Source organism: Clostridium sp. AF15-41 (genome assembly GCF_003604095.1).
Lineage (GTDB): Bacteria > Bacillota > Clostridia > Lachnospirales > Lachnospiraceae > Coprococcus.
The window spans coordinates 24997-38903 of record NZ_QTMQ01000004.1 but is presented as its reverse complement, the minus strand read 5'-3'; the positions used below and the strand labels follow the sequence as shown (position 1 = coordinate 38903).

Genomic DNA, 13907 nt, shown 5'->3' with positions numbered 1-13907 from the left:
TGGATCTATCATGGCAGTAAAGCAGACAGCAGGAAGAACACAGCTTGGAGAATTTGCTCCAAAGTTTGCAGAATTAAATGATGATGTATTATTTGGTGAGGTATGGAGCAGAGAGGATAAGCTGTCCCTCAGAGACCGGTCACTGGTAACTGTAGTTGCATTAATGGCACAGGGGCTTACCGATGAATCCTTCCGTTATCATCTGATGAGTGCAAAGGCAAACGGAATCACACAGGAGGAAATTGCAGAGATCGTTACACATGCAGCTTTTTACTGTGGATGGCCAAAGGCATGGGCAGTATTTCGTATGGCAAAAGAAGTCTGGGCAGAAGAAGATAAGTAGGAGAAATGTGGCAGTTGTGGTATAATGAACATCGGTGTACCATAATAAAATGTAGACAGGAGACGGCATGGAAAAGTTAGTATTAATACATGTAGATGACATCGAATATCACAAGATACAGAATATTGCAAGCCGGTTGAAGATCGCTGTAGATCGGATACCGGATGAGATAGTGACAACGAATTATAAGCTGGGTGAGCTTGTAAATGGAACCTATAAAAACGCTGCAGATACGATAGATGGAACTGGTCGGGAACAGGAAAATGTGACAGGACATTCTTCAGAGACAGGGGCGGTGAACGCACAGGCAAAGAGCCGTGCAGACAGCTTAATTCTGGTATGCAATCTGAAAGAAAAACGGCTGGATAAGATGTTGTTTGAGCTTCGTCATGCTGAGGTGAAGGTTATGTATAAAGCCATTCTGACACCAAGCAATCAGAACTGGACAGTGAAGCTTCTTATGCAGGAGCTTCGCAAGGAGCGGTTTGTAATGATGCGAAAGTAGAAAATGGAGCGTACAGAGAGAACTCTGTATGCTCCATTTTTGTAGTGAATTTCGGTGATGCAATAGCAGATTTGCTATGATAAAGATGGCAGACATCATGTCAGGCTTTCGGCTGCTGCTGGGTGATACAGTGGATATTGCCGCCTCCATAAGCGATTTCTTCGGTACGGACACCGATAACCTTACGTTCCGGGAACATGGACTGCACCTGACGGATTGCAAGAGCGTCATTTTCGTCACCGTACTGTGGCAGGATGATGCCGCCATTTACGATCAGAAAATTCAGATAAGAGGCGATCGCAAGGTCACCGTTTTTTCTTGGAGTGCTTCCGGGAACTGCATCGACTGTGTCCATGCCCTTCAGATAAACCGGAGCTTTGGTTGTACAGAGCTTATGGACGATCAGTTTCCTGCCTTTGGCATCTACAGCATTTGACAGGGTGTGGTAAGCGGCCTGTGCTTCTTTATAGAATGGGTCAGTCGGATCATCCGTATAGATGCAGGCAACTTCACCGGGACGGACGAAGCAGGCAACATCATCGATATGTCCATTTGTCTCGTCGGGATCGATGCCGTCCTTGATCCAGATGATCGTATCGACATTCAGATAATCTTTTAATTTCTGCTCGATCTGAGCTTTTGTGAGATGAGGATTTCTTCCCTTTGACAGCAGGCACATCTCGGTGGTGATCAGTGTACCTTCCCCATCGACATGAAAAGAGCCGCCCTCTAATATGAAATCATCGGTTCGGTAAGAATCAATCTGTTCCAGTTCGCAGATCTTGGATGCGATCTGATCATCCTTATCCCATGGGAAATACAGACCATCGACCAGACCACCCCAGGCATTAAAGGTCCAGTCACAGGCACGGGTTTCGCCTTTATCATTTATCAGAAAAGTTGGTCCCATATCTCTGCACCATGCATCGTTGCTGCTCATTTCAATGATCCGTACGCCGGCAGGCAGCATGGTTTTTGCATGTTCATATTGTGCGGCAGATACGCACATTGTAACAGGTTCGAATTCTGAGATCGCAGCAGCTACATTTGCAAATGTTTTTTGTGCCGGTTTCGCACCGGCTCTCCAGTTGTCGGTTCGTTCCGGCCAGATCATAAAGATCTGCTTTTGTTCTTCAAATTCTCCTGGCATACGGAAACCGTCAGCCTTTGGGGTCGAGTTTGTAATAAGTTTCGCCATTCCTGTATCCTCCTTGTATCGTAAATAAAATATCCATATCGTGTTTGAAAAATCATCTCTTGCAGGCAGGAGATTTTTCAGTCTTATATTTGATAAAACAAAAAACGGAGCAACTCATTTTCTGAATTGCTCCGTTGCATGTGTCTGTATTTATTTCTTATTACGATAGCACAGAGATTATTGAAAATCAATATGGAATTGGATCTTACAGATCATTTACCCGTCCCATGAACAGGATCATTCCGGTATCCTGATCTTCAATGACATAGACAAATGGCTGGTCAACGATGAAGTTATAGGTTTCTTCCGGTGGCATCATAGCAGTTTCCTTTATTATGATATCCGTCTCCGCGGCAGCCTTTGTTCCGTTTTCATCAACGATCACTTTTGCTTTGTGAGAAACGGAAGATACCGCGATGCCATCTGCGATCTTTGAGAAATCAGCAGAAGCATATGCAGACCGGATTCCAAGTCTGTTCAGGATATCATCCAGACCGTTGATACTCTGTTCATCTGTGAATCTTGGAAGCTGAATGGTCTCTATCTCAGGAGAATCAGCATTATCCAGAGAGTCGATAAGTGCCTGTTTCTCATCACTGCTTAAAGCATCGAACAGGTTGGTGATTGTATCGCCTTCTTTAGATGGAAGGAATACTTTCATTACAACAGAATCACCATCGTAAGGAAGTACGATTCCTTTTATCGATCCGTTATCCGCATAAGAGAATCGTTCATCGTACAGATGCATCATTGGTACGGTAGAATCTCCGTTTGTTCCGTGGAAAGTATCATCGTATGTGTTATCCTCTGTAAATGGTGTCTGCCATTTTCCTTCAAAGTAAACTGCATTAATGAGCATCATAACAGTATTTGTCGGAAGTTCATTCATGATGGATGGGATCATCTGATTTGTATGTTCATTTACCCAGTTGTTTACATCCTTCACAACCTGATCGGCATGATCCGTAAAATCGGCTTCATATATCTCACCATGGTAATAGGTCTTGGCCGGAAGCAGAAAATCATCTGAGATATTAGACGCCCAGTCTTTTCCGGTGGTCATCCAGATGGAATTTGCAGTATTTACATATGTCTGCTTGGACCAGTCTTTGTTCAGATAGCTTTGCATTTCTGTATTCCAGGTTGAAAGATCTTTGATGCCAAGTGTTGATTCCAGTTCCGTTTTCGTTTCGCCCCCGGCACCCTGATCGAGCATGGACAGTGCGCTGGAAATACTGTAAGGGGAATAAAAACAGTTGCTGTCTTTTGGAAGTGCATCATACAGGTCAAATGCAAAATTGTTGACACCGTTTTTAAGTTCCTCATAGGAATCGACGGGCGCCGGTTTTGCTCCGACTGCGATGTCACTTCCGAGTTCCTTTGATGCTAAAAGTTTTTGTTTGGTGACGCTGCCGCCATTATTATCTGCGTTTCCGCATCCTGCAAGACTTGTGCACAGACATGCACCAAGTAATAAGCTGATTATCTTTTTATTCATAAATAATCCTCCATTTCTTTCGTGGTCAGATATGAATAATACTAACATATATCAGTGAATAAGAATATTCAAAAAAATATATAGTCATATCAATGTCCGGTTTATTTGCTTCTTTAATTTACATACGAAAGAAAATGGAGGATTTATGGAATTATTTTAAAAATTTTTATTCTTCGGTCACGGAATAGGTGGCAGCTTCATCCGATAAGGATTCCGCATTTACACCGAGATCTTTTTCCGCATTTACAAACCATGCCGGAGTATCGGAAGATACATTCATGTTGTTGAAGATATAAGTACCGTCTGCATCATACAGATATTCGGCATAGCCATAATCATCGGCAGTTCCGCCTATGACGATCACATGTGTGATATGATCGGCATCCGTGTAATCATATCGGAAGTAGGTATCTGTACTGCATTTGTCTGTGATATCGGTCTGCTGTCCGTTCAGGGTGAAATACAGTCTTCCGGCTCTCGCGGTGACATAGGTTTGATCGGTTGATTCGATACGGAAAGACATGGTAGCGTCTTCTGCATCGTATTCGACCTTCGTACCATTTGCAGTAGAGAATACCTTATGCACCCAGGTGCTTCCGGTTGCTGCCAGACAGATGCCATTTGACAGACAGAAGATGGCTGCCAGTCCGGCAACTGCGTAGGAAAGTCTGCGTGTGATCGTGTGGATCCGCAGCTTCTTTGAGCGTTCCGGGGTGATGTTGATGACTGCATCTGAGTGGATCATGTCAAATGTTTTCTTATAGCGTTCTTTATTCTGATTGTTCATAGTCCCAAGCCTCCTTTAGGGTGTCGCGAAGCACGGTACGTCCGCGGTTTAACCGGACCTTTACGTTGCTTTCGCTGATCTTTAGAATGTCTGCAATTTCCTTAATGGAATAGTCTTCATAATAAAACAGATGGATCACTGTCCGGTATTTTTCCGGCAACTTCATGACTGTTTCAAATAATTCCTGGCTTTCAGTATCAGAAAAATTCAGTTGTTCCATATAATCTTCCAATGATGTCCGGTTCCTGTGCCAGAAGGTGCGAAGCATATTTTTTGACTGATTGATCGTAACCCGGATCAGCCATGCCCGGATATGCATTTCATCGTTAAAATCCACGGCACCTGAATGATAGCGTAGAAATGTTTCCTGAACAACATCTTCGGCATCCTCCCGGTTCTGACAAATGGAAAATGCAATGCGGAACAGATTGTCCTGATACATTTGTATAACAGTTTGTGTTGGTAATCGCATAGTCACATCCTCTTTTCTTGTGTTAAAAGGCCTTTCAATAATAACACAATTCATCCGGTTTAAAGGTTACAAAAATACAAAATTATGCTTGCATAAAATTTGTATTGTTTTATCATTTGATAGTGTAGGTATGAAATGACAGAAAGAGAGAAAAGATAAAATGGTAAAATGTTTGTTAGTTGGCGTTGGAGGCGGCATAGGTGCAATGCTTCGATATTTGATAGGTTTAATACCGATCGGGGCACAAAACAGCTTTCCGATAAAGACATTATTGATTAATGTAATAGGAGCATTTGTTATTGGCTTAATTTCTGTGTCGGCAGAAAAGTATCAGGTATCACCACTTCTGGTTTTGACATTAAAGACGGGAGTGTGCGGTGGATTTACGACGTTTTCTACATTTGCACTGGAAACAGATCAATTAATACAGAGCGGGAATTACGGATTTACGATACTTTATATAGGATTAAGTGTGATATTAAGTGTTGCTGCGGTATTTGCTGCACAAATACTTATGAAGTAACGATGAAACGATGAAGATTTATGGGAATAGAGGGCTGACGATATGGATAAGAGAGAGCAATATATAGATAAACAGATTATAGAGCAAATAATGGAACTGCGAAAGCAACTCCACCGGATCCCGGAGCATTCCATGCAGGAAGTAAAGACAAAACAGTTGCTGATGGATTTCTTAAAATCGCATACAGCATTAGAGATTGTAGACTGTGGGGCATGGTTTTATGCGGTGAAAAGAGCAGTCAATCCGGTAACTACAGAAAGTAATAAAGCGTTTGATGTGAGCGAAACGACTATGGAGATACCGGATCAAATGGCGGAATATAGGCAACCGATTGCGTTTCGGGCAGATATGGATGCGGTATGTGGTAAAGATGGAAAGCCGGGGCATTTCTGTGGACATGATGGGCACAGCAGTGTGCTATGTGGACTTGGCTTGTATCTGGACAGCAGAAAAGAGCCGTTGGCACAGGATGTATATCTGATCTTCCAGCCGGCAGAGGAGATTGGAAAGGGGGCAGAGCTTTGCAGAAGCCTGATCAAAGAAAAGCATATCGGAGAAATCTATGGCTTTCATAATATACCGGGGAAGCCGCTTGGAACGGTACTTGTGAAGGATGGAACATTTGCATGTGCTTCAACGGGCTTAGAGATCCACATGACAGGAACGCCGAGCCACGCAGCATATCCGGAAGCTGGCAGAAATCCCGGATATGCACTTGCCGGACTTCTGCTTCAGATTGAAGAACTGACAAAGCAGTTTAATGAGACGAAGGGATTTGTCCGCATGACTTTGATTGGGATGAAACTTGGAAGTGAGAACTACGGTGTAGCGGCATCGGACGGGTATCTGAGACTTACCGTTCGAAGCGGAGGTGAACAGGTATTTCGTGAGTATCTGGCAGAGATCCGTAAGCTGGCAGAGGTTATGGCACAGAAGGAAGCTCTGGAACTTTCGATAAAGGAGATTGAACGGTTTCCATCTACGGATAATCATGCGGAACAGGTGCAGAAGATCCGGGCGTGTGCGGCTTCTCACCAGATCCCATATATAGAGCTGCCTGAGCCGATGCGCTGGTCGGAGGACTTTGGCTGGTACTTGCAGGAGACAAAGGGCGCATTTTTCGGCATTGGTGATGGAGAGGATTATGCCCAGCTTCACACGGAGCATTTCGAATTTCCCGATTCCATACTTGAAACCGCAGTTACTATGTTTGCCGGGTTGTGTGTTGACATAAAAGAGGGGGAATGTTAATTCTGTATGCAACTTTAAATAATTATAAATGCTCACTTGTCAGATAACATAAAGCTGGTATATAATGAAAAAAGAGCAGAGAGGTTCGACGATGTGCGAATTCTCTGTTTTTTTACTTTATAGGAAAGTACGCCCTATTCATAAGTCTATTGTTGATGATTGAGGGATGGGAAATAAGTCTTTAATAATAATTTAAGCCCAATGTGGCTAAAAGGAGAACATAATGAACAGACCAATGAGAAGACAAAAACGTGAAGTTACAGATCCGGTGAAGATCGAGCAGATCATAAAGAAAGCAGGCGTGGTTCATCTTGGGATGGTGGATGAGGGAAAGGCATACATCGTTCCATTGCATTATGGATATATTTATAAGGATGGAGGACTTACGTTATATATGCATGGCGCAACGGAAGGACGCAAATATGACGTGATCGCAGCTAATCCAAATGTATTTATCGAGATTGATACAGATATGGTACTGACCAGTGGTGGTGAAGTTCCATGTGAATATGGGGCATATTATGCTTGCGTGATGGGTGAAGGAACTGCCAGCATTCTGACCGATGTTGATGAGAAGGTTATGGGACTGGAGCTTCTTATGAAGAACCAGACAGGAAGAGATTTTATCATTACAGAGTCAATGACAAAATCAGTAAATGTGATCAAAGTTGTTATTCCCGAATTATCGGTAAAAATGAATCAAAAAAAATGAAAAGAACATTAAGAAAAAGTAATAGTTTATCACATATAAATTGTGCTATCATGGGTAAGAATAAATAGCCGGTTTGAGAAAAAAGCAAGGAATTGGAAAATAGTTGGCAGTAGTTGAATGATGTAAGAGACAGAGATTAGGGAATTCAGGAGAATCCAAAATGGAAGCGAATCGTATCGAAGAAAAAATATATAAATATGGTGTGGATATCCTGGCATCAGAGGGTATGCAGAAAGAAAAAACATTTGTGCAACATGGTTCAATAACCTGTTACGATCATTCCTTGCGGGTGGCGGAGAAAAGTCTGGAGCTTGCAGAGAAATGTTCCGCATATATTGATGAACGGTCGCTGGTGCGTGGAGCACTGCTTCATGATTATTTCTTGTATGACTGGCATGAGAAGGATGGCGGACATCGGCTGCATGGTTTTTTTCATGCAGAACGAGCCTTGCATAATGCCAGACGGGATTTCAATTTGAACTTCATTGAGCGGGATATCATCCGAAAGCATATGTTCCCACTCAACATAACACCTCCAAAGTTCCGGGAGAGCTGGATCGTAACATGGGCGGATAAGTTGTGTGCCGCCGAAGAAACCACCAGAGCCCTTCGCCTTGCCTTTACAAAAACTGCCCGTGGCTGATCATAATACAGCATGCTATATATAGCTATAAAATAACATTGCGCTCGATAAAAAAAGAACAATATCATACACATTTTTATAAGCTGTTTGCAGCCCGATAAATGTATGATGTTGTCTTTTTTTTATTACGTTTTTTGATAGAAATTATTGATTTATGTAAGTACATCCTATAAAATAAAAAAGGTTTTGTAAAAAACAAAGAATTATCACTGAAGAAAATATTGATATGAATTGACAAAGAGATATGAGATTGTACTAGAAAACAGAGATGTAGACATATATATTTTTATGTAACAGACCTCTTTTTACGCCGGTCCTTAGCGATCTGCGATTAGCAGAGAGCTTAGTACCGTTGCGTAAAAATAGAACGCAAGTGTTCTGTGAAATAAAGAATATATATGGATACATCTCGTTATGGAAGCATTTGTTGAGGAATGTCATGAGAGTTTTAGAAAAGCGAGGAAAAGGCAATGGGCGGATTTTTTGGCGTAGCATCAAAGCAGGATTGTGTATTTGATTTGTTCTTTGGTATCGACTACCATTCACATCTGGGAACAAGACGAGGCGGAATGGCAGTATACGGAGAAGACGGATTTAATCGTGCGATCCACAATATTGAGAATGCACCATTTCGTACAAAATTTGACAAAGATGTTCAGGAAATGAGTGGTCATATGGGAATCGGATGTATCTCCGATTACGAACCGCAGCCATTGATCGTACGTTCTCATCATGGCACTTATGCACTTACAACAGTCAGTAAGATCAATAACACAGGTGAACTTACAAAGAAGCTGTTCGAGAATGGACATTCCCACTTCTTAGAAATGAGCGGCGGCGATATCAATGCAACGGAGTTGATCGCAGCACTGATCAATCAGAAGGAAAATCTGATCGAAGGAATTCAGTTTGCGCTTGATTCTATCGATGGTTCTGTATCCATTCTGTTGATGAATCAGGCGGGAATCTATGCAGCCCGTGACAAATACGGCAGAACTCCGGTTGTCATCGGTAAGAAAGAAGATGCCTATTGTATAACCTTTGAAAATTTTGCATATAAAAATCTTGGATATAAGGACTATAAGGAACTTGGACCGGGAGAGATCGCTGTCGTGACAGACAAGAACTGTATCACGTTGGTCAATCCGAATAAAGAAATGAAGATCTGTACCTTCCTCTGGGTATATTATGGTTATCCATCCAGTTCCTATGAGGGCACAAGTGTAGAGCAGATGCGGTATAATTGTGGTAAGGCGATGGCGAAGCGTGATAATGTAAAGCCGGATATCGTAGCCGGGGTACCGGATTCCGGTATTGCTCATGCAATCGGCTACGCAAATGAATCAGGAATCCCATTTTCCAGACCATTTATCAAATATACACCGACCTGGCCACGTTCTTTCATGCCAACGATCCAGAGTAAGAGAAATCTGATCGCAAAGATGAAGCTGTTAGCAGTGGATGAGCTGATCCGTGATAAGAGCCTTCTGCTGATCGATGATTCGATCGTACGTGGAACCCAGCTTCGTGAAACAACTGAATTCTTATATGAGAGTGGTGCGAAGGAAGTACATATCCGTCCGGCCTGCCCTCCGTTATTATACGGATGTAAATATCTGAATTTCTCCCGTTCATCATCAGAAATGGATCTGATCACCCGTCGTGTGATCGATCGTCTGGAGAATGGAAATGTAACCGATGAGGTATTACAGGAGTATGCAGATCCGGAATCTGAGAAATACGAAACAATGGTTGAGGAGATCCGTAAGGAACTGAACTTTACATCATTGCGTTTCAATCGCTTGGACGATATGCTGGAATCCGTTGGAATCGATAAGTGCAAGCTGTGTACTTATTGTTGGGATGGTAAAGAATAGGGAAAAATCATTCAGAAAAAGTCAAAAAAATTTAAAATCGCTCTTGACAACAAAAAAACAGAGTGCTAAATTAGCAGTTAACAAAGAGCAAATGCAACGAACAGAATACGATCATTAAAAAAGGAGTATTTCAGAGAGCCGTCGGGTGGTGTGAGACGGTGTATGTTTTTAGTGATTATCCTCTGCGAGCAGTGCACTGAATTCCAGATATGGACATTAGGTGTCACCGGTTTTCTACCGTTACAAAGAAACTTATTTCTACAGTGTGAGCTTATGAGATGAGGTTGAGTGGTCATTTTTTTGAATGGCAAATAAAGTGGTAACGCGGAAGTTTAATGGCTTTCGTCTTTATGAAATTACATGAAGACGAAAGCTTTTTTTAATTTATAGGAAAGGTCGTCCTATAAAAGATATGTTTTTGTATAAACTCTTTGTGAACATACTATAATCAAGTATCTGCCATATGGCGGAAGGAAGGAGAATGATATGAATAGTTTGGTAATTATTCTTATCGCAGTAGTAGTTTTAGGAGCTGGCTATCTGGGTTACGGAAGATGGCTTGCTAAGAAATGGGGCATAGATGCAAATGCAAAGACCCCGGCCGTTGCAAATGAAGATGGAAAGGATTATGTACCATCATCAAAGCTTACAGTATTTGCACATCAGTTTTCATCCATCGCAGGTGCGGGACCTGTACAGGGACCAATCATTGCGGCAATGTTTGGATGGGTACCGGTTTTACTCTGGCTGCTTGTCGGAGGCGTATTCTTCGGTGCAGTACAGGATTTCGGTTCTCTGTATGCATCCGTTAAAAATGAGGGTAAGTCCATCGGACTTGTTATTGAGAAGTACATAGGCAAGGCAGGAAGAAGATTCTTCTCGCTGTTCTGTTGGCTCTTTACACTTCTTGTTATTGCAGCCTTTACATCTATGGTTTCATCAACATTTAACGGATTTACAACAGGTGCTGACGGAGCAGTAACAAAGAACTTTAACGGCGCAGCAGCCGCTACAGTATCTATGTTATTCATTGTTGTCGCTATGGTGCTCGGTGTTGTTATGAAGACCTGCAAGAATATGAAGGAGTGGGTGAAAGCAATCGTAGCTATCGCCCTCATCGTTGCAATGTTTGCAGTAGGTATGAAGCTTCCTTGGTACTTAAACGGTGACCAGTGGAACTACGTTATCATGGCATATCTGTTCCTTGCATCCGTACTTCCTATGTGGTTACTTATGCAGCCAAGAGATTACATGACAACATTCATGCTTGTTGGTATGTTGGTTGGAGCATTTGTCGGTGTTCTGGTTGGACATCCGAATATGGGACTGAACGCTTTCAATGGTTTCACAATTGTATCGTCAACAGGTGCTAAGAGTTATCTGTTCCCAACACTGTTTGTAACGATCGCCTGTGGTGCGGTTTCCGGTTTCCACAGCCTTGTTTCATCAGGAACATCATCGAAGACGATCAGAAATGAAAAAGATATGTTATTTGTAGGTTATGGCGCAATGATCCTTGAGACACTCCTCGGTGTTATCTCATTGATCGTAGTTGGTGCAGTAGCAGTTGGAGGAAAAGCACCGGAAGGACTTACACCATTCCAGATCTTCTCACAGGGTATCGCAGGTTTCCTTGAGAAGTTCGGACTTCCAAATTCAGTAGCGAATGTATTCATGACCATGTGTGTATCAGCACTTGCTCTTACATCACTTGATTCAGTCGCACGTATCGGACGTATGTCATTCCAGGAGCTGTTCATGGGAGATACTACAGATCCATCCCAGATGCCTGTATGGCAGAAGATTCTTACAAATAAGTATTTAGCTACAGTTATAACATTGTTCTTTGGTTACCTTCTCTGCAAGGGTGGATATTCAAATGTATGGCCACTCTTCGGATCAGCAAACCAGATGCTTGCAGCACTTGTACTGATCGGTGTAGCAGTATTCCTCAAGGCAACAAGCAGAAAGCATGCAATGCTTTATCCACCAATGCTTATAATGCTTGCTGTAACATTTACAGCTATCGTTCTCAACGTAATCGGAAATATCCAGAAGTTCCAGGCCGGAACCGGTACATTCCTTGTTGAAGGACTTCAGCTCATTGTTGCAGTATTCCTTATCGTACTTGGTATCATTGTAGCAATTACATGTATCAGAAAACTTGTTCTTATGAAGAATGAGAAAGCTGCTGAAAAGGAAGCGTAAAATAATATTCAAATAAAAAACAATAAACGTAAAATAAATAATAATTTTAAATCGTAAAAAATAATATTCATTGAAAAACTGTGGCGTGGAAGATATACAGATATCCTCCCACCACAGTTTTTGCGTTATAGAGAGGTATATAATACAAACAATATAATCAGGAAATTTTCTATATAATACTGGATAAACATTTTTTATACATAAGAGTTGTCTTTAAAATACCATGGAATTGACAATCTTTATCAAAACGCGTATGTTTAATTAAATGTCAGTTTATAACTGGATAAAATCAGTTCAAGATAAAAGCAAATAAATCGTCTATTTAAGCAGATAGAGTTTATAATAAAACATGGCACGGGAATTAGCGGTTACCAGTGTGTTTAGCTGAATTATAGCGAGCATTTCGTAAATGAGGAACACACTGGCAGCGAATGCGGTGTGCTGTTTGAGCCCGAAGGGCGAGTTGCACAAAAAGCATGAGCGGATAAGCGGGTGTGACGAATAGAAAGCGGAGCGTATTTGCTAAATACACTGGTAACCGCTAAATTCCCGTGCCATGTTTTATCACAAGAGTAGTGGTTAAATAGACGATTTAGCGAAAAAAACAGGAGGTATGAAGATGAAGCTGGTAGTATGTTTTCCGGGAATCGGCTATCACTGCGACAAGCCACTGTTATATTATGGCAGGCGTGTAGCAGAATCCGTAGGATATAAAGAATATAAGAACGTAGAATATGTGAATCGGATCGGAAATGTCAAAGGTGATCCGGTAAAAATGCAGGCAGCATTTGAAGACCTGTACGGACAGACAGAGGAAATATTAAAAGATATAGATTTTTCCGGGTATGACAGCATTTTATTCTTATCAAAAAGTGTAGGAACGATCATTGCGACTACTTATGCAGAACGACATAAGATACCATGCAGGCATGTGCTGTATACTCCGCTTGAGGCGACATTTGACAATTGTGCATCTGATCTGTCGGGGAGAGCGATAGCATTTACAGGAACGGCAGATCCGTGGGTGGAGAGCACCGCTGCAATTACAGATCGGTGTCAAAAAGCAGGGATTCCGGTTCATGTGATAGAGAAAGCAAATCATTCCTTAGAGACAGCCGATGTATGGAAGAATCTGAATAATCTGGAAAAAATCATGATGCAGACGGCGGAATTTATTAAATAATATGTATTGTTTATTGTGATATATGCCACTGCCGCCTGTATAGCCTGCAGAATCATAGCGAGCATTTCGTAATGAGGAACACGCTGGCAGCGAATGCGGGTGCCTGTCTGAGCCCGAAGGGCGAATTGCACAGGAGCATGAGCGGATAGGCGCGTGTGACGAGTAGAAAGCGTAGCGTATTCTGCAGGCTATACAGGCGGCAGTGGCATATATCACAATAAACATTTCATCTATAGACTGGCAAAAAATATCTTGACTTTGAGCGAACTCCAAGTGTTATAGTAAGGAAAAATCAAATGAAGGATGGTGGCGCAGATGACGATCAAGGAAGTAAGTGAGAAATTTGGTATCTCACAGGATACCCTTCGGTATTATGAGCGTGTAGGGCTGATTCCACCGGTTACAAGAACTCCGAGTGGAAACAGAGATTATCAGGAATCGGATCTTGGCTGGGTAGAAAATGCAGTTTGTATGCGGAATGCCGGCGTTCCGATCGAGGCATTGATTGAATATGTGAAACTGTATCAGATGGGAGATACGACGTTTGAAGCAAGACGGCAGCTATTGCAGGAGCAGTATGATGCATTGCGGGAGCAGAAAGAACAGATCGAGGCGACCATGAAGCGGCTTGCCTATAAGGTATCGCGCTATGAGAAAGCGGTACAGACCGGCGTATTGTCATGGGATAAGGAGGATTGTTAGAAATT

14 protein-coding genes and 1 other annotated feature are annotated in these 13907 nt (G+C 42.2%); of the genes, 10 read left to right on the top strand and 4 right to left on the bottom strand.

Annotated features, from left to right (window positions below; genetic code table 11):
- Positions 1–10: 10 nt before the first annotated feature.
- Both DWW43_RS04005 and DWW43_RS04000 read left to right on the top strand, forming a co-directional pair.
- On the top strand, positions 11–343 hold the full coding sequence (locus DWW43_RS04005; protein ID WP_021944795.1) for a carboxymuconolactone decarboxylase family protein: 333 nt from the start codon (positions 11–13) through the stop codon (positions 341–343).
- A 67-nt stretch (positions 344–410) separates the two neighbouring features.
- On the top strand, positions 411–848 hold the full coding sequence (locus tag DWW43_RS04000; protein ID WP_119962795.1) for a DUF3783 domain-containing protein: 438 nt from the start codon (positions 411–413) through the stop codon (positions 846–848).
- A gap of 100 nt (positions 849–948) precedes the next feature.
- On the opposite strand, the gene aguA is transcribed toward DWW43_RS04000, so the two are convergent.
- The 4 genes from aguA to DWW43_RS03980 all read right to left on the bottom strand — a co-directional run bounded on the left by aguA (position 949) and on the right by DWW43_RS03980 (position 4803).
- A complete protein-coding gene (gene aguA, locus DWW43_RS03995; RefSeq protein WP_119962794.1) occupies positions 949–2046 on the bottom strand; it encodes an agmatine deiminase in 1098 nt (365 codons plus the stop codon).
- 205 nt (positions 2047–2251) lie between these two features.
- Positions 2252–3544, bottom strand: coding sequence for a serpin family protein (locus tag DWW43_RS03990; RefSeq protein ID WP_119962793.1), 1293 nt, complete (start codon positions 3542–3544; stop codon positions 2252–2254).
- 166 nt (positions 3545–3710) lie between these two features.
- A complete protein-coding gene (locus DWW43_RS03985) occupies positions 3711–4331 on the bottom strand; it encodes a hypothetical protein (protein WP_119962792.1) in 621 nt (206 codons plus the stop codon).
- On the bottom strand, positions 4315–4803 hold the full coding sequence (locus DWW43_RS03980) for a sigma-70 family RNA polymerase sigma factor (protein WP_021944800.1): 489 nt from the start codon (positions 4801–4803) through the stop codon (positions 4315–4317). Before DWW43_RS03980 ends, DWW43_RS03985 begins: the two co-directional genes overlap by 17 nt.
- Before the next feature lie 160 nt (positions 4804–4963).
- On the opposite strand from DWW43_RS03980, the gene crcB reads away from it, so the two are divergent.
- The 8 genes from crcB to DWW43_RS03940 all read left to right on the top strand — a co-directional run bounded on the left by crcB (position 4964) and on the right by DWW43_RS03940 (position 13902).
- A complete protein-coding gene (gene crcB / locus DWW43_RS03975) occupies positions 4964–5326 on the top strand; it encodes a fluoride efflux transporter CrcB (protein WP_119962791.1) in 363 nt (120 codons plus the stop codon).
- A gap of 42 nt (positions 5327–5368) precedes the next feature.
- Positions 5369–6577, top strand: a complete 1209-nt coding sequence (locus DWW43_RS03970) for an amidohydrolase (RefSeq protein ID WP_119962790.1) — start codon at positions 5369–5371, stop codon at positions 6575–6577.
- 223 nt (positions 6578–6800) lie between these two features.
- Complete coding sequence (locus tag DWW43_RS03965) at positions 6801–7289, top strand: pyridoxamine 5'-phosphate oxidase family protein (protein WP_243104388.1); 489 nt, start codon at positions 6801–6803, stop codon at positions 7287–7289.
- A gap of 160 nt (positions 7290–7449) precedes the next feature.
- A complete protein-coding gene (locus DWW43_RS03960; RefSeq protein WP_119962789.1) occupies positions 7450–7932 on the top strand; it encodes an HD domain-containing protein in 483 nt (160 codons plus the stop codon).
- Between the two features lie 470 nt (positions 7933–8402).
- Positions 8403–9809: an amidophosphoribosyltransferase gene (locus DWW43_RS03955; protein WP_008399976.1), complete on the top strand. Its 1407-nt coding sequence runs from the start codon at positions 8403–8405 to the stop codon at positions 9807–9809.
- A gap of 87 nt (positions 9810–9896) precedes the next feature.
- Positions 9897–10162: a binding site (T-box leader), on the top strand.
- Between the two features lie 133 nt (positions 10163–10295).
- Positions 10296–12017 carry a carbon starvation CstA family protein gene (locus DWW43_RS03950; protein ID WP_119962788.1) on the top strand — a complete coding sequence of 574 codons (1722 nt, stop codon included), beginning with the start codon at positions 10296–10298 and terminating at the stop codon, positions 12015–12017.
- A gap of 619 nt (positions 12018–12636) precedes the next feature.
- The gene (locus DWW43_RS03945) at positions 12637–13200 is read left to right on the top strand and encodes an alpha/beta hydrolase (protein ID WP_119962787.1); all 564 of its coding nucleotides are present in this window, start codon (positions 12637–12639) and stop codon (positions 13198–13200) included.
- A 315-nt stretch (positions 13201–13515) separates the two neighbouring features.
- Positions 13516–13902, top strand: a complete 387-nt coding sequence (locus tag DWW43_RS03940; RefSeq protein ID WP_044944722.1) for a MerR family transcriptional regulator — start codon at positions 13516–13518, stop codon at positions 13900–13902.
- Positions 13903–13907 lie beyond the last annotated feature (5 nt).